This window comes from Ramlibacter henchirensis, from assembly GCF_004682015.1.
In the GTDB taxonomy this organism is placed as follows: domain Bacteria; phylum Pseudomonadota; class Gammaproteobacteria; order Burkholderiales; family Burkholderiaceae_C; genus Ramlibacter; species Ramlibacter henchirensis.
Genome location: NZ_SMLM01000004.1, coordinates 15,570 through 31,655 on the forward strand (window position 1 = coordinate 15,570; position 16,086 = coordinate 31,655).

Sequence of the window (16,086 nt, forward strand, 5' to 3'; positions counted from 1 at the left end):
CTCAGGCCATTACACCCGGGCGCCCTCCCGCCCCGCCTTGGATCCCCTTTCGCGCCCCGACCTCGAATTCCTCCAGGGCGGCGGCGCCATGGGCGAGCGCATGCGGGCGTGCGCCGGCCGGTTAAGCCGCGATACCGCACGCGCGCAGCAATTGCGCGGTCTCGTGCAGCGGCAGTCCCATGATCCCGGGGTAGGAGCCGTTGATGCGCGTGATGAAGGCCGCGGCGCGGCCTTGCACCGCATACGCGCCGGCCTTGCCCATCGGCTCGCCCGTGGCGACGTACTCGCGGATCTGCCGCGGCGAGAGGGCCGCGAACGTCACGCGCGAATCGCTCAAGGCTTCATGACGCCGCGAGCCGTTCTGCAGCGCGACCGCGGTGAGCACCCGGTGCGTGGACCCGGAGAGCTCGCGCAGCATGCGGGCGGCATCGCGCTCGTCTTCGGGCTTGCCGTAGATCGTCCGGCCCAGCGCCACCGTGGTGTCGGAGCAGAGCACCGGCGCGCGCGGCAGGCCGCGACGCCGCAGGCGCTGCGCCGCCGCATCGAGCTTGAGCCCGGTCACGCGCCTGACGTAGCGCGCGGGCGCCTCGCCGGGGAGCACCGCTTCGATCGCCTCCGTGTCCTCATCGTCGTCGGGCAGCAGCAGTTCGTAGCGCACGCCGAGCTGCTCGAGCAGTTGCCGACGCCGCGGGCTCTGGGACGCGAGGTAGATGAAGTCACTCACGGTGGTACGGATGCCCCGCGTTGACCGACCATGCCCGGTAGAGCTGCTCGGCGAGCAGCACCCGGACCATCGCGTGCGGCAGCGTGAGGTCCGACAGGCGGATGCGCTCGTGCGCCGCCGCGCGGAAAGCCGGATCGAGCCCGTCCGGGCCGCCGATCACCAGCGCCACGTCGGCCGCGTCCAGTTGCCAGGCCTTGAGCTTGGCTGCGAGCGCCGTGGTGTTCAGCGAAGCACCGCGTTCATCGAGGGCGACGATGCGCGCGCCGCGCGGGATCGCCGCCTCGATGCGCTCGCGTTCGGCGGCCAGCAGCTGTTCGGTGGTGCGCGAGCCGCGCGGCTCGGTCTTCACGGCCTTGAGTTCCAGACGCAGCTCGGGCGGGAAGCGCTTGGCGTAGTCGTCCCAGGCCGTGGCCGCCCAGTCGGGCACGCGCTGCCCCACCGCGACCACGACCAGCCTCATGCCTTGCGCGCGGGGCTCTTGGCGGTGGTTTTCTTCGCGGCAGTCTTCTTCGCCGCCGTCTTCGCAGGCGCCTTCGCTGCGGTCTTCGAGGCGGGACGAGCCGCGGCCTTCTTCGCGGGCGACTTGGCCGGCGGCCTGGCCGGCGCCTTCGCAGCAGCCTTCTTCGCTGGTGCCTTGGGCTTCTCCGCCCTCTCGGCGTGCAGCGCCGCCGACCGGGCCGCACTGCTGCGCCTCAGGCTCGTCTTGGCGGGGACCTTCTTCGCGGCGGCCGGAGCGGGCGAGGCATTGAACGGCCTGGGCGCGCCGAACTTCACGCGCACCGGCTTGTCGCCCCAGATCTCTTCCAGGTGGTAGTAGTTGCGGATGGCCGGCTGCATGATGTGCGCGACCGCGGCGCCGCAGTCGACGATGATCCATTCGCCGTTGTCCTCGCCCTCGACACGGGGCTTCGGAAAGCCCGCTTCACGCACCGCGTCGCGCACGCTGGCCGCCAGCGCCTTGGTCTGGCGGTTCGACGTGCCGGAGGCCACGATCACCCGCTCGAACAGCGGCGAGAGGTGCTCCGTGTTGAAAACCTGGATGTCCTGCGCTTTGACGTCCTCCAGTCCATCGACGATGGCTCGCTGGAGCCGCTGGGTGTCCTTCTTCGCGCTGCTTTCTTGGGTCATCAGGTCTTCGGATAGAGATGGTTCTGGGCAATATAACGTGCGACGCCGGGGGGAACCAGATGATCGATCCCCTGCCCGGCCGCGGCCAGCGCGCGCACCTGCGTCGCGCTGACGGGCATGTTCGGCAGCTCGACAGCCGCCACGCGCGCGCCCGGCAGCGTGGTGGTGTCGAAGGGTGGCGCATCCGGGTCGGGCCGCGCACGCGCGGCGACCGCGATGGTGGCCAGCTTCAGGATCTCGCCGCTCTCGCGCCAGCTGTGGAGCGCCTCCGCCTGGTCGGCGCCGATCACGAGCAGCAGCTCGGCACGCGGGAATTCGGCGTGGAGCTGGCGCAGGGTGTCGATGGTGTAGGTGGGGCCGGCCCGGCGCAGTTCGCGGTCATCGACCACGGCGTGCGGCACTTGCGCGAACGCTTCACGCGCCATCGCGAGGCGGTGCGCGCCTTCGGTGAGCGCGCGCGACTTGTGCCAGGCCTGCCCGGTGGGCAGCACGCGGAGCTGGTCGAGCCGAAGTTGCTCGACGGCCGCGCGCGCGAGCGCGACGTGCGCCAGGTGCGGCGGATCGAAGGCGCCGCCGAAGATGCCCAGGCGTGACGGTTGCGCGGCGGCGGTGTTCAAACCCACTCCCGCGGCTGCAGGTACCGGGCGTAGAGCTGCGCCTCCGGCGTGCCGGGCGCCGGCTCCTGCCGGTAGGCCCAGCTGCATACCGGCGGCATCGAGAGCAGGATGGATTCGGTGCGGCCGCCCGACTGCAGGCCGAAGTGCGTGCCGCGGTCCCACACCAAATTGAACTCGACGTAGCGGCCGCGCCGGTAGAGCTGGAAGCTGCGTTCGCGCTCGCCATGGGCCGTGTCCTTGCGCCGCTCCAGGATCGGCAGGTACGCGCCGGGGAAGCCGTCACCGACCGAGCGGATCAGCGCGAAGCCGCCCTCGAAGCCGAGCTCCGACACGTCGTCGAAGAAGATGCCGCCGACGCCGCGCTGCTCGTTGCGGTGCTTGAGGCAGAAGTAGTCGTCGCACCACTTCTTGAAGCGCGGATGCTTGTCGGGGCCGAAGGGCTCCAGCGCCTGCTTGCAGGCCGCGTGGAAGTGGATGGCGTCCTCGTCGAAGCCGTAGCAGGGCGTGAGGTCCATGCCGCCGCCGAACCAGAACGCGGGCTCGCCGCCCGCGGGCGCGGCCGAGATCATGCGGACGTTCATGTGCACCGTCGGCGCATACGGGTTGCGCGGATGGAAGACCAGCGAGACGCCCAGCGCCTCGAACGGCGCCCCCGCGAGTTCCGGCCGGTGCTGCGTGGCCGAGGGCGGCAGGCGCGGCCCGCGCACGTGCGAGAAGCCGCAGCCGGCCCGCTCGAGCACCGGCCCCTGCTCCAGGATCATGGTGATGCCGTTGCCCTGCAGGGGCTCCCCGGGCGCCTTCTCCCAGGCGTCGCGCAGGAACGGCGTGCCGTCGATGGCCGTGCAGGCCGAGGTGATGCGCTCCTGCAGGTCCAGCAGGTACGCGCGGACGGCGTCGACCTGCTGCATCACCCGCGCACGGCCCGGTGGCCGATGTCCCTGCGGTACTGGGCACCGTCGAAGCGGATGCCCTTGACCACTTCATAGACTCGCTGCTGTGCGGCCTTGACCGTGTCGGCGAGCGCCGTGACGCACAGCACGCGGCCGCCCGAGGTGACGAGGTCCTTGCCGCGCGTGGCGGTGCCCGCATGGAACACCACTGCGTCCTCGGTCTCGCGCGGCAGCCCGCTGATCGCGTCGCCCTTGCGCGGGTTGAGCGGATAGCCGGCGGCGGCCATCACGACACCGAGCGCGGTGCGGCGGTCCCAGTCCAGCTCCACCTGGTTCAGCGATCCCGAGGTTGCACACATGAGCACGTCGTACAGGTCGGACTTCAGCCGCAGCAGGATGGGCTGCGTCTCGGGGTCGCCCATGCGGCAGTTGAATTCCAGCGTCTTGACCTGGCCCTTGCGGTCGACCATCAGGCCGGCGTAGAGGAAGCCGGTGTACGGGATGCCGTCCTTCTCCATGCCTCGCACGGTGGGCAGGATCACCTCTCGCATCGCGCGCGCATGAACGGCGGGCGTCACCACCGGCGCCGGCGAGTACGCGCCCATGCCGCCCGTGTTGGGGCCGGCATCGCCGTCCTGCAGGCGCTTGTGGTCCTGGCTGGTGGCCAGCGGCGTGACGTTGCGGCCGTCGCACAGGACGATGAAGCTCGCTTCCTCGCCCTGCAGGAACTCCTCGATCACCACGCGCGCGCCGCCTTCGTTGTGCGCCACGCCCAGCCGGTTGTCCAGAAGCATGAAGTCGATGGCCTCGTGCGCCTCGGCCGCGGTCATCGCGACCACCACACCCTTGCCGGCCGCCAGGCCGTCGGCCTTGACCACGATGGGCGCGCCCTGGCGGTCGACGTACGCGTGCGCCTCCCCGGGATCGGAGAAGGTCTGCCAGGCGGCGGTCGGGATGCCGTGCCGCTGCATGAACGCCTTGGAGAAGGCCTTGGAACTTTCCAGCTGCGCCGCGGCCTTGGTGGGGCCGAACACGCGCAGGCCGTGCGCGCGGAAGTCGTCCACCACGCCGGCGGCCAAAGGCGCCTCGGGGCCGACGACGGTCAGCGCGATCTTCTGCGCGAGCGCCCAGTCGCGCAGCGCCGCGATCTCGGTGATCGGCACGTTCTCCAGCCGGGGGTCCAGGTCCGTGCCGCCGTTGCCGGGCGCCACGTAGATCTTCTGGATCTTCTTCGATTGCGCCAGCTTCCAGGCCAGCGCATGTTCGCGGCCGCCGCCGCCGATGACGAGGACCTTCATGTCAGAGGTCCGGCAGCGACGCGTTGTGGAACACGTCCTGCACGTCGTCCAGGTCCTCCAGCATGTCCAGCAGCTTCTGCATGCGCACTGCCTCGTCGCCGGCAAGCTCGACCGTGTTCTCCGGCCGCATGGACACTTCGGCGATCTCGGGCTTCAGGCCCGCGGCGTCGAGCGCGTTCTTCACTTTCTCGAAGTCTCCCGGCGCGGTGAGCACCTCGATGGCGCCGTCGTCGTCGGTGACCACATCCTCGGCGCCGGCTTCCAGCGCGACTTCCATCACCTTGTCCTCGCTGGTGCCCGGCGCCAGGATGAGCTGCCCGCAATGCTTGAACTGGAACGCGACCGAGCCTTCGGAGCCCAGGTTGCCCCCGTACTTGCTGAAGACGTGGCGCACTTCGGCAACGGTGCGCACCTTGTTGTCGGTCATCGTGTCGACGATGACGGCGGCGCCGCCGATGCCGTAGCCCTCGTAGCGGATCTCTTCGTAGTTCACGCCCTCGAGGTTGCCGGTGGCCTTGTCGATGTTGCGCTTGATCGTGTCGGCCGGCATGTTGGCCGCCTTGGCCTTGTCCACCGCCAGCCGCAGCCGCGGGTTGGCCGCCAGGTCGCCGCCGCCCTGTCGTGCTGCGACCATGATCTCGCGGATCACGCGCGTCCAGATCTTCCCGCGCTTCTCATCCTGCCGGCCCTTGCGGTGCTGGATGTTCGCCCATTTGCTGTGTCCGGCCACTTGCTTTCCTTCTTTTCGCCCCGCCAACGCGGTGTGCGTTGCTATATTGCTCGGGACCTCATTTTACTTTTGACCTATGGCCGATCCCTTGCTGATCGCCCGCAAGGGCGACACCGAATGCTTCCTCCTGCCGGGGCTCGCCAACCGGCATGGGCTGATCACCGGCGCCACCGGCACCGGCAAGACGGTGACCCTGCAGACGCTGGCCGAGAACTTCTCGCGCATCGGCGTGCCGGTGTTCATGGCCGACATCAAGGGCGACCTCACCGGCATCAGCCAGGCCGGCACCGTGCCGCCGAAGCTGGCCCAGGTGCTGAAGGACCGCGGCCTGACCCCGCCCGAATCGCGCGCCTGCCCGGTGACGCTGTGGGACGTGTTCGGCGAGCAGGGCCATCCGGTGCGCGCCACCGTGTCCGACATGGGGCCGCTGCTGCTCGCCCGCATGCTCGACCTGAACGAGACACAGTCGGGCGTGCTCAACATCGTCTTCAAGATCGCCGATGACAACGGCCTGCTGCTCCTGGACCTCAAGGACCTGCGCGCGATGCTGCAGTACGCCGGCGACAACGCGAGCCAGGTCCGAACGCAGTACGGCAACATCAGCACGGCCAGCGTGGGCGCCATCCAGCGCGGGCTGCTGCAGATCGAATCGCAGGGCGGCGAGCGCTTCTTCGGCGAGCCCATGCTCGACATCGGCGACCTGATGCAGACGTCCGGCGGCGCGGGAGTCGTCAACATCCTCGCGGCCGACAAGCTGATGGCCTCGCCGCGGCTGTACGCCACCTTCCTGCTGTGGATGCTCTCGGAGCTCTTCGAGCAGCTGCCCGAAGTGGGCGACCTGGACAAGCCCAAGCTGGTGTTCTTCTTCGACGAGGCGCACCTGCTCTTCAAGGACGCGCCCACGGTTCTGGTCGAGCGCATCGAGCTGGTCGTGCGCCTCGTGCGCTCCAAGGGCGTCGGCGTCTACTTCGTCACCCAGAACCCGCTGGACATCCCCGACACGGTGCTCGCCCAGCTCGGCAATCGCGTGCAGCATGCGCTGCGCGCCTTCACCCCGCGCGACCAGAAGGCCGTGAAGGCGACGGCGCAGACGATGCGGCAGAAGCCCGGCCTGGACATCGAGGCGGCGATCACCGAACTTGCCGTCGGCGAGGCGCTGGTCAGCCTGCTCGACGACAAGGGCCGGCCGAGCGTGACCGAGCGGGTCTACGTGCTGCCGCCCGGCAGCCAGATCGGTCCGATCACGGCCGAGCAGCGGCAGGCGCTGATCGCGGGCTCGCTGGTGGCGGGCGCATACGAGAAGACGCAGGACCGCGAATCCGCCTACGAGAAGCTCAAGGAGCGCGCCGAGCAGGCGCCCTCGCCCGCCTCGTCGGGCGGCGGTGGTGCCACCGACAAGGCCACCGGCCCGTCCATGGGCGGGCTGGGCGACATCCTGTTCGGCTCCACCGGCCCGCGCGGCGGTCGCCGCGAAGGCATGGTGGAAGCGATGGCGAAGTCGGCCGTGCGCACCATCGGCAGCAGCGTGGGACGCGAGATCGTGCGCGGCGTGCTGGGCGGGCTGCTCGGCGGCAAGCGGCGCTGAATGGGCAGCGGCCCGGTGGGCCAGAACATCCGTACGCAGAAAGCGCAGAAAGCGCGCAGAGAACGCCGAAAGAATCCCAATGAATTCTTTGCGCTTTCTGCGCGCTTTCTGCGTTCTCTGCGTACCGGAGTTCTTCAGTCGTCAGCCAGGCAGCGCCATCAGCAGGTCGTGCCGACCTTGAGCGCGCAAGGTCCGGCGCTCTGCTGCACCTGCTCCCCCAGCCCGCGCGCCCGGTTGTTCCAGAAGGTCGCCTGCTGCATGTCGCGCTCGACGCCGCCCTCGCCCTTGGTGTAGAGCTCGCCCAGTCGCCTGGCAGCGACACCGCTGCCCGCGTTGGCGGCACGGCGGTACGCGCTGACGGCCTGGCCCATGTTGCCGGCGCGCTCGGCGTCCTGCGCCTGCGCGAGCAGGACGGCCGGGTTGGGCAGTGGGGCCGGCACCGGTGCTTCGGCCGGAGCAGCGGGTGCTGCGGCGGGGGCCGGCGTCGGCACCGGCGCGGGGGCGGCCACGGCGGCGGGCGGCGGGGGCGCTGCAGTCACGGGCGCGGCGGCGGGTGCCGGTGCCTGCACGGGTGTGGTCGGCCGAGCGGGCGCGGGTGACGGCGCCACACTCAGTGAGGGTGTCGGCACGGCGCTCCTGGGGGCGGACATCGGGGCAGGCGCGGGCGCTGCCTTGGCCGGCGCGGCCGGTTCTGCTTTGAACGGAGCGGGCGCAGGCGCTGCCGCGGGCGCCTGCCCTGCCGGTCGAACCGTCTCCGGTTTTGCAGGAGAAGTCAGCTTGGCCTGCTGCTCGCCTGCCGCTGCGGGCACAGGCGCGGCGGCTTGAGTGCTGGACCGCTCCACCCCCATGAACTTCACGGCGGCTCCGATCGCGCCGAGCGCCACGACGCCTGCAATCGCCACCGGCACGATCCTCGACTTCTTGCCGCGGGCAACAGGCTGCGGATCGGGCGCGCCGCCCGCATGACGAGCCGCCTCTTCGGCCTTCAGGCGGGCCCGGGACTCGGCGTCGGCCTTGGCCGCGAAGAACTGTTTTTCCGCCTCCAGCCGCTCCACTTCCTTGGCGGCCGCCGCGGCCCGGGCCTGGACCGCCGCGGCCTCCTCGGCGGCGCGGGCCTGCCGGTCCGCTTCGAGCCGCGCCGCCATCGCATCGGACGTGAGCAGCGTCGCGTCTTCGTCCGCCGGCTCCGTGCCGCGAGCGGCGTAGCGCGCGACGATCGTCTGGTCCTGCGGGACGACCACACCGTCCCTCGACAGCGCTCCGCCGATGTCGGACGCCCCCGGCCCGCCGACGATGCCGGAGGTGTCGGAACCCAGCTGGCCGGGCAGCCGCGTGGCCTCGTCGTCGTCCGCGGGTGACGAGGGGAGCGTCGCAGCAGTGGAACGGGATTGGCCCGGAACCGACACACCCGGTGCCGTGGCCGCGCCGCCGCTGGAAGGGGCCGGCGGCGTCGCGCCGCTCCAGTTCACGCGCTGCGCGGCCGTCTTGAGCGCGATGGCGAACTCGCGCGCGGTGGCATAGCGCTCTTCCCGGTCCTTGGCCAGAGCCTTCGCGACCACCGGGTCGATGGCCTTGGGCAGCCGCGGGTTGTGGTACGTCGGCGGCGGCGGAACCGAGCTGACGATCTGGTGGATGATCGCGAACGGGTTGTCGCCGTCGAAAGGCCGCACGCCGGTGAGCAGCTCGTACAGCACGATGCCCGCGGAGAACAGGTCCGACCGCGCATCGACCCGCTGGCCCTGCGCCTGCTCGGGCGACATGTAGCGCGGCGTGCCGATGCCGGCGCCGCCCACCTGGGTCTTGTTGGCCGCGTCCGGATCCTGGATGCGGGCCACGCCGAAGTCGGTGAGCTTGACGCGGCCCCTCTCGATCAGCATGTTGGCCGGCTTGATGTCGCGGTGCACGATGTTGTTCTCGTGCGCGTGGTCCAGCGCCGAGAGCAGGTCCAGCACCATGGCCACGGCCTGCTGGCCGGAGAACCGCTCGCCGCGGTCGAGGTGCTGCTTGAGGTCGTCGCCCTCGATGAATTGCATCACCAGGAAGGCGATGTCCTCGTGCCGGCCGAAGTCGAACACCGGCACGATGTTGGGGTGCAGCAGCCGCGCGGCGGCCAGCGCCTCGGTGCGGAACCGCGCCTCGTATTCCTCTGCGGACTTGGAGTCGAGGTTGTCGACGATGATGGTCTTGATCGCCACCCGGCGCTGCAGCACCGAATCCCGGCCCTCGTACACCATGCCCATGGCGCCCTTGCCCAGGGTGCGGACGATGTCGTAGCGGCCGAGTTTCTTGGCGACGGTCACTGTCGTTTCACGTCGACGCAATGCATGCCCTGCAACTGCTCCTGCGTGCAGCGGGGCATGTTGGCCTGCAGGGTACGGAACGTCAGCGGCGCGGTGATGCCTTCGGTGTTGGTCCGGCCGAACAGCACCAGCTCCTCGATGATGCCGATGCCCACGTTGCGCTTCATCTCCTGCAGGAAGAACCGCACCATCTCGGCCTGGGTCGCGCCGGTCTGGTTGGACGAGGCCGTCAGGATCGCGCGGGTCGTGACGTCGGCGTTGGCGTTGCCGGCGAAGTAGCTCGCGAACAGCCTTCCGATCGTCACGTTGACCGGTCCGATGTTGTTGCTCAGGTAGATCGGATTGTTCGCCTGGCCGATGCCGCCTTCGACGGCCGTGAGGTTGAGCGTCCCCGCACTGACCCAGTGGCCCGGGTCCGCCGTGTTGTTGATCAGCAGGCTGCCGTTGTTGGCCGCGAGCGTGAGCACGCCCGACGGGTAGAACGGCGACATCTGCGAGCCGTCGATCGTCAGCGACGACGGTGAGGTGACGGTGACGTTCGCGTTGGGCGCGCCCTGCAGCTGCGTGACCACCATGGGCGTTGCGGCGCTGGTGTCCTGCAGGCTGATGCTGGTCGCGCCGCCCGCCAGGCCGATGCTGCCCTGCATGTCGCCCGTGACCGCCACCGAGCCGCTGCCGGCCGAGAGCGTTGTGCCATTGGCGACGGTGGCCGACGTGTACGCCTGCGACCCGCCGCTCGCGATGGTGCCGCTCAAGCTGCTGCTGGAGCCGCCGGTGATGGAGCCGCTGACGCTGCCCCCCGCGCCCGTGAAGCTGGAAGCGCCGCTGCCCTGGAGGCTGCTGACCTGGCTGTAGGCCATGCCGTCCGCGGCGCCGCTGCCGCTGCCGGTCAGCGCGAATGTGCTGCCCACCAGCGTGGCGTTGTTGTTGCCGATGACCGCTTCGATGCTGCTGAAGCCGCCGCCGACGCCCGTGCTGCCGGACTGGGCGATCGTGATGGCCCCGGTCTTTGCGCTGAAGTCCAGCGTGTCGGTGCCGGCTCCCCCGGCGATCGAGCCGGCCACCGAGCCGGCGTCGGCCAGGCGGAAGGTGTCGGCCCCGGAACCGCCGGCAAGGTTCTGGACGCTGCTGAATGTGGTCGTTCCGTTCAGCGTTCCCGCGTTGTTGCCCGTGATGGACCAGGTGTTGGCGCCGTCGGCTGCGGCCAGCGTGTTCGTGCCGCCGCCCGCGTTGATCGTTGCGGCGAACGTGGACTGGCCCGCCGCGAGGGTGAAGCTGTCGTTGCCCGCGCCGGCGTTCACTGTGCCGATGCCGCCGGCCGTGATGCCCGCAGCCGTGACGCTGTTCGGCCCGTTGAGGGTGTAGGCCGTGCTCGCATTGGTGCCGGCCAGCAGGTTGGCGGTGCCGGTGCCCGTGATCGTGCCGATGCCCGTCGCATTCACGCCGAGCCCCGGCAGGGCCACGGCATTCGCCACGCCGGTAAGTGCGTAGGTCGTTCCGCCCGGTGCGCCGGTGATGGTGTCGGTGGTTCCCGCGCCCGCGATGCTCTCGATGCCCGTGCCGGTCACTCCCTTGGCGGCGACCGTGTTGGGCGCCGAAACCGTCCAGACGGTACCGGCGGCGCCGCCGGCCATCACGTCCGCGGCGCTGTTGCCTGTGATCGTCCCCACGCCCCTGACATCGATGTTGGCGGCGTTGACCTCGTTGATGCCGGTGAGGATGAACGTGGTCGGAGCGCTCGAGCCCACCAGCGCGTTGGCCGAGCCATTGCCGTCGATCAGGTCGATCCCGCTGGAGGTGACGCCCAGCGCCTGCACTTGCTTGTCGGTGCCGGTGAGGGTGTAGGCCGTAGCCGCAGGACCGGTCAGGACGTCCGCCGTCCCGTTGCCGCTGATCGTGCCGATGCCGATCGCATGGATGCCCGTCACGGTGACGTCGTTGACACCGTTCAGCACGAAGCGTGTGCCGGCCGTCGAGCCCACCAGCGCATTCGAGGCGCCGGTTCCGGCGATGGTGCCGATGCCGCTGGCAGAGACGCCCAATGCGGAGACGGTGTTGTTGGACACGCCCAGCGTGAACGTCGTCGCCGCCGGAGCCATCAGGGTGTCGGTCGTGCCCGCGCCGGCGATCGACTCGATCGAGCTCGCCGTGATGCCCAGGGCGGTGACGGTGTTCGCGCTGGCAAGAGTCCAGCCGATGCCGGCCGAGCCGCCGGCCAGCGTGTCCGCTCCCGAACCCGCGGTGATCGAGCCGATGCCGGTGGAGGAGATGCCGGCGACTGTGACGGCGTTGGCCCCGGTCAGCGTGTAGGTCGTGGCCAGGTTCGAGCCGGCCAGCACGTTGGCCGTGCCGCTGCCGGTGATCCGCTCCACGCCGGTGGCCTGGACGCCGTAGGCGGACACCTGCTGGGTCGCGCCGTTCAGCGTGTAGGTGGTCGCCGCCGGGCCCGTGAGGACGTCCGTCGTACCGATGCCCGCGACGGTGTCGATGCCGTTCGCCTGCATGCCCAGCACCTGCACCTGACCGGCTGCGCCGGTGAGCGTGTAGGTCGCGCCGGCCGCGGGACTCGTCAGCGTGTCGGCCGCGCTGCTGCCGCTGATCGTGCCGATGCCGCTGGCGGCGATCCCCGCCGCCGTGACCGCATTCGCCGCCGTCAGGCTGAAGTTGGTGGGCAAGCCCGAGCCGGCCAGCACATTGGCCGTGCCCGTGCCCGCGATGGCGCCGATGCCGGTGGCGGCCACGCCCAGGGCCGACACATGGTTGTTCGTCCCGTCGAGCGTGAACGTCGTCGAGGCAGGCGCGAGCAGGATGTCGGTGGTGCCGGCGCCGGAAATCGCTTCCACCGCATTCGTTGCGATGCCCAGAGAGCTGACGCTGTTCAGGCCCGTCAGCGTCCAGCTGCGCCCCGCCGTCGAGCCGGCCAGGGCGTCCCTGCCGGTGCCTGCATCGATCGTCGCCACGCCCGTGAAGGTCATCCCGTCGACCTTGACCGTATTGGCGCCCTCGATCGTGTAGGTCGTGTCGTTGTTCGATCCGACCAGCACGCTCGACGTGCCGCCCGCGACCGACTCGATACCTGTCGCCGCCACGCCCAGGGCAGAGACCTGGCCCGCGGTGCCGTTCAACGTGAACGCCGTGCCCGCGGGCGCGCTGAGCGCGTCCGCCGTGCTGTTGCCGGAGATCGAGCCGATGCCCGTCGCGGCGATGCCGGACACGGTCACGGCGTTCGGGCCGGTCAGGCCGAAGCTGGTGGCCGAAGTGGAACCCACCAGCACGTTGGCCGCGCCACTGCCCGTGATCGTGCCGATGCCGGTGGCCGCCACGCCCAGCGCGGAGACCTGGTGGTCGGTGCCATTGAGGGTGAACGTGGTCGCGCCGGGCGAGAGCAGCGTGTCGCTCGCGCCCGCGCCGGCGATCGCTTCCACGCCAGTGGCCGTGATGCCGAGCGAACTCACGTTGTTGCTGCTGTTGAGGGTCCAGCTGCGGCCGGCGGTCGAACCCGCCAACGTGTCCGAGCCGCTGCCCGCGGTGATCGTGCCGATGCCGCTGAACGCCACGCCGGCCGCCGTGACGGCATTGCCCGCCGTGATCGTGTAGGTGGTGCCGGTGTTCGTTCCCAGAAGCGCGTTGGCCGAGCCAATGCCCGTGACCTGCTCGATGCCGCTGGCGGTGACCGCCAGCGCCTGGACCTGGTTGGTGGTGCCCGTCAGGGCGTACGTGGTGCTCGCCGGCCCGGTCAGCACGTCGGCTGCGCCATTGCCGGCGATCGCTCCGATGCCGGTTGCCGCGATGTTGGCGGCCGTGACGGCATTCGCTGCCGTCAGCTCGAAGGTCGTGCTGGTGCTGGAGCCCGCCAGCGTGTTGCCGCTGCCGCTGCCGCTGATCTGCTCGATGCCGCTCGCTGTGATGCCTTGGACCGAGACTTGGTTGTCCGTTCCGGTCAGGCTGTAAGTCGCTCCCGCCGGCCCGGCGACGGTGTCCCCCAACGATCCGGCCACGATGGTCTGGATGCCGCTGAAGGCGCTGATCCCGTCGCTCGTCCTTCCGGTGTTCGCGGTCGGGTCGAGCGTGTAGGTCGTCGCCACGTTGCGGCCCTTCAGCGTGTTCGCGCCACCCGCGCCGGCGACGGAGGCTGCGATCGAGCCGGAGGCGCCGCTGAAATCGAAGGTGTCGTCACCTGCGCCGCCCGTGAAGGTCGCGCCGCTGGACGTCACGCCCGCCGTCGTGCTGAAGCTGCCGCCGGGGTTGCCGGCCGTGCCTGCCTGGCCGATGTTGACGGCCACCGTTGCCGTGGCGCTCAGGTTCGCGCCGAGCGTGACGTTGCGTCCGGCGGTCAACGTCGCGCTACCAGCAGTGGCGGTGATCGTCCCCGCTGCGGCGGAGGTGATGTCGGACGAAGCGCCACCCGCGGTCAGTGTCACGCTGCCGCCTTGCACGGCATTGCCGCCGACCGCGAGCCCGCCGCCGGCCGTGGAGATCGAGACATTGCCGCCCGCTGTGATCGAGCCGCCGACGATGAGTCCGCCTGCGGCGACGTCCAGTGCGCCCGTGATCGTAGTGGCCGGCAAGCTCACCGACGTCGGACCGCCTGCGATCGTCAAGTTCGCCAGGTTGCCGATCGGGCCGGCGAAACCGAGGGTGCCGCCGTTGAGGGTGGTCAGCGACTCCGTGCCGGCGGCGCCCGACACCGTGGAGCCGAAAGCGAGGTTCCCTGCGCCGGCGTTCAAGATCGTGGCGGCAGCGCCGATCGTGACGGCGCCCGAGTAGGTCTGGCCGTTCGTGGTCGACACGTTCCCGCCGATGCTGCTCGTCCCCGAGACGCTCAGGCGGTCCAGCGCCACCGCGCCCACGTTGCCGGCGAAGGCAGCATTGCCGTTCACGGTGAGGCTGTCCGCGCCACCGGCTGCGTTCCCACCAACTGTGCCGCCGAAGTTCACCGCCGAGCCGGTCAGCGTCCGCGCGCCATCGACCGCCACCGAGCCGATATACGACTGCGAAGCTCCGCTCACGACATCCGCGGCCAGCACGACGTTGCCGCTGCCCGTCGCATTCGCCGTGAACGTCGAGACGCCCGCGGCCGTACCGGCGGTGGCGGCGGTCGTCAACGTGATCGGCGCATTGATCGCGATCGTTCCCGCGCCGCCGGTCGAAAGCAGCGACAGGCTGCCCCCGAAATTCGCATTCGCGGATGCGTCCACGGCCGCGGACACGGTGATGTTGCTCGTGGCCTGCAGCACCACGTTCGACAGGTCGAGCTGCGCCACCAGCGCGTCGTTGGAGATCCTGCTGGTCAGTCCATCCGCGCCGGGTGCGCTGATGGTTCCGGACGCGAGGGCCGGCACATGGTCGTCGCCCTGCTCCGTGGCGGGGTCGAGCGGATCGAAATCGCCGTCGATGTCCGCCGTGGCGGGATCGTCGACCACTTCGATGTGCTCGGGGTCGAGCAGCAGCGTTCCCTTCTGCCCGCCGGCGCCCGCACGTGCGTCGACGCTGCCGCTGAAGGCCAGATGCCGGCGGCCGGAGACCTCCGCGAAGCCGCCGTTCCCGCCGGCGCCCGCGCCTCGAATGCTCACCTGGCCCGCGAAGTGGGTCGACCCATCGGCCCAGACGATGACCTTGCCGCCGTCGCCTGCGCGGGTGGCGCTCGCATCGATCGTGGCGCCCTGCTGCACCACGGTGACGGCGGCCCTCTGCTCCGCGCCCTGCCCCTGGTAGTTGCCACCGACCAGCACGGTGCCGCCGCCGGCGTCCCCGCTGGCATCGACCTTCGCGCCCGCCATCAGGCCGACGCGGTCGCCCAGGATCCTGACGGTGCCGCCCTTCTCGCCGGCGTCGTCGCCGCGGGCCTCGATCGTGCCGCTCACCTTGACGACGCCCGTCGAACCGCCACTGAGGTTGATGTAGGCGCCCTGCTCCGCGATGGAGTTGGCGCGGATCACGCCGGCCTGGTTGATCACAGTCGGCAGCGTGTCGCCGACGGCGCTGGCCAGCATCGCGACCTGGCCGCCGTCGGCGGTGATCGTTCCGGTGTTCGCGGCGGCCGCATTGACGGCCGCGGCTTCGACCGAGAACTTCACGAGGCCCTGGCCGCTGGGGTCCACGGTGACGCGGGATCCGGCGAGAAGGCCCACCGAGCCGCCGGGCGTCGCCTCGATCGTGCCGTTGTTCGTCACCTGCGCGCCGGCGAGCACGACATAACCGCCCTTGATCGCGCCGTGGTTGACCACGCCCGAGCCGCTGCCGCCGCTGAAGGTGTACTTGCCGGCCAGGAAGTCGGCGTTGCTCATGTTCAGCGTGGAAGCCACCAGGCCGCCGACGTTGACCTGCGCGCCCGGCGCGAACAGCACGCCGGCGGGGTTGACCAGGAAGACCTGCCCGTTGGCCGAGAGCGTGCCGAAGATGGACGAGACGTCGCCGCCCAGCACCCGGTTGAGCGCCACCGCGCCGGCGCCCGGCTGCAGGAACCGCACCGACTGGCCCGACCCGATCGAGAAGCTCTGCCAGTCGAGGATGGCCTTGTTCGTCCCCTGGTTCAGCACCATCGAATTGGCATTCGGGTTCTGCACCGTCACCGTGCCGGCCTGCACCTGCAGGCCCTGCGGCAGCGCATGCGCCACCTGCATCACCTGCGCCGCGAACAGGCCCGCGAGCAACCGTGCCAGCAGCCGCGGAACGCGCCCCGCACCCTGGCGGATGCGGTAGACCGCCTTGAGCTTGCGCGAGAGCCGCACGACCAGCGTGCGGTTCGCGGGCCGGTCCTCGGGGATGACGGTGTTCATGGGATGCTCCTTTGAACAGGCGGTCGTGCGGTCAG

General features: G+C 70.5%; 10 protein-coding genes. 1 reads left to right on the forward strand and 9 read right to left on the reverse strand.

Annotation, left to right across the window (positions count from 1 at the left end):
* Positions 1 to 121 precede the first annotated feature (121 nt).
* From EZ313_RS21460 to EZ313_RS21490, 7 genes are read right to left on the reverse strand one after another with little or no spacing between them, the layout of a single operon-like run.
* On the reverse strand, positions 122 to 724 hold the full coding sequence (locus EZ313_RS21460) for a Maf family protein (protein ID WP_135265370.1): 603 nt from the start codon (positions 722 to 724) through the stop codon (positions 122 to 124).
* Positions 717 to 1,184 carry a 23S rRNA (pseudouridine(1915)-N(3))-methyltransferase RlmH gene (rlmH, locus tag EZ313_RS21465; RefSeq protein ID WP_135265371.1) on the reverse strand — a complete coding sequence of 156 codons (468 nt, stop codon included), beginning with the start codon at positions 1,182 to 1,184 and terminating at the stop codon, positions 717 to 719. The genes EZ313_RS21460 and rlmH overlap by 8 nt, the downstream gene beginning before the upstream one ends.
* On the reverse strand, positions 1,181 to 1,852 hold the full coding sequence (gene rsfS / locus EZ313_RS21470) for a ribosome silencing factor (protein WP_135265372.1): 672 nt from the start codon (positions 1,850 to 1,852) through the stop codon (positions 1,181 to 1,183). The genes rlmH and rsfS overlap by 4 nt, the downstream gene beginning before the upstream one ends.
* Positions 1,852 to 2,469, reverse strand: coding sequence for a nicotinate-nucleotide adenylyltransferase (gene nadD / locus EZ313_RS21475; protein ID WP_240788741.1), 618 nt, complete (start codon positions 2,467 to 2,469; stop codon positions 1,852 to 1,854). Before nadD ends, rsfS begins: the two co-directional genes overlap by 1 nt.
* Entirely contained in the window at positions 2,466 to 3,377 is a 912-nt protein-coding gene (gene hemF, locus EZ313_RS21480) for an oxygen-dependent coproporphyrinogen oxidase (RefSeq protein WP_135265374.1), read from the reverse strand. The genes nadD and hemF overlap by 4 nt, the downstream gene beginning before the upstream one ends.
* Entirely contained in the window at positions 3,377 to 4,657 is a 1,281-nt protein-coding gene (gene purD, locus EZ313_RS21485) for a phosphoribosylamine--glycine ligase (protein ID WP_135265375.1), read from the reverse strand. The genes hemF and purD overlap by 1 nt, the downstream gene beginning before the upstream one ends.
* Position 4,658: 1 nt before the next feature.
* Positions 4,659 to 5,387 carry a YebC/PmpR family DNA-binding transcriptional regulator gene (locus tag EZ313_RS21490; RefSeq protein ID WP_135265376.1) on the reverse strand — a complete coding sequence of 243 codons (729 nt, stop codon included), beginning with the start codon at positions 5,385 to 5,387 and terminating at the stop codon, positions 4,659 to 4,661.
* 76 nt (positions 5,388 to 5,463) lie between these two features.
* Here EZ313_RS21490 and EZ313_RS21495 point away from each other — a divergent pair, with 76 nt between their 5' ends.
* Entirely contained in the window at positions 5,464 to 6,972 is a 1,509-nt protein-coding gene (locus EZ313_RS21495) for a helicase HerA-like domain-containing protein (protein WP_135265377.1), read from the forward strand.
* Positions 6,973 to 7,130: 158 nt separating this feature from the next.
* Here the strand turns inward: EZ313_RS21495 and EZ313_RS21500 are convergent, their stop codons facing one another.
* Both EZ313_RS21500 and EZ313_RS21505 read right to left on the reverse strand, forming a co-directional pair.
* Positions 7,131 to 9,272 (reverse strand): serine/threonine-protein kinase, encoded by a 2,142-nt coding sequence (locus tag EZ313_RS21500; protein ID WP_135265378.1) that lies wholly within the window; start codon positions 9,270 to 9,272, stop codon positions 7,131 to 7,133.
* Positions 9,269 to 16,051: a two-partner secretion domain-containing protein gene (locus tag EZ313_RS21505; RefSeq protein ID WP_135265379.1), complete on the reverse strand. Its 6,783-nt coding sequence runs from the start codon at positions 16,049 to 16,051 to the stop codon at positions 9,269 to 9,271. The genes EZ313_RS21500 and EZ313_RS21505 overlap by 4 nt, the downstream gene beginning before the upstream one ends.
* Positions 16,052 to 16,086 lie beyond the last annotated feature (35 nt).